At 25.3% G+C, this 849-nt stretch carries 1 protein-coding gene; it reads left to right on the forward strand.

All coding sequences use genetic code 4. From position 1 onward, the window contains the following. Window positions 1–127: 127 nt before the first annotated feature. On the forward strand, window positions 128–849 hold a 722-nt coding region (locus tag EHV01_RS06130), incomplete at its 3' end, for a PBSX family phage terminase large subunit (protein WP_422066688.1).

Consider the following 849-nt stretch of genomic DNA (forward strand, 5'->3'; position numbering starts at 1 on the left):
AAWAATCTTTTATTTTATGGCTTATTTTCGTTAATTAATTACCAAAATTAATTATTAAGTTTAAAAAGAAGGTTTTCATTTGTATAAAAAGTGCTACACTTCATAGTACAATTTACATAAAGAAATAATGCGTAGTAAATATGAACAAATAAAATATATTGAAAAATGAAATATGAAGATTATTATTCATTATTCTAGTTGAAGACTTAATTATGAATTACCACAAGATAAAGTTAATGAACAATTAAGATTAGAGCAATTAGATATTGAAAGAGCAAGAGTGTGGAGTTGAGGATTACCRGGTAATACTAGTGGTTCAATCTTTGCAAGATATCTTGATATTATGCAAGCAACAGATATTATTCAACCAACRAAATTATTAGGTGGTGTTGATATTGCTAATGCTACTAGTCCTAAGGGACATACAACAGCCGCAAGTTTTTGATTRTATAATTCATTTGATAAAAAAGCATATAAAGTATCAGAATATACTCATTCAAATGCTACACAGCAATTTAAAACAGAATTAGAGCAAGTACAAGATATTTTAGAGTTTTATAACAATCAATTAAATCAATACTTTAATTTAATTCAACAAGGTATATCAATCAATGTTGATGATAGTGCTTATTCAACATTACAAAGTTTAAATCGAGAAAAATATAATTATAGTTTTGGTCAATATATGACATTTAAACCAGCACAAAAGCAGAAATTTAAAATAAGACATCGTATTGAAGCRTTTACAATGTTAATAAATACTAATCAATTAAAATGATTATGAGAAAAATGTCCTGTAAGTAAAACTCAATATGAATTAATTCAATGAGAAGATAAACCAGATGCRAG

Origin of the sequence: Spiroplasma sp. hy2, assembly GCF_044714365.1 — a bacterium.
GTDB classification, from domain to species: Bacteria; Bacillota_I; Bacilli_A; order Mycoplasmatales; family Mycoplasmataceae; genus Spiroplasma; species Spiroplasma phoeniceum.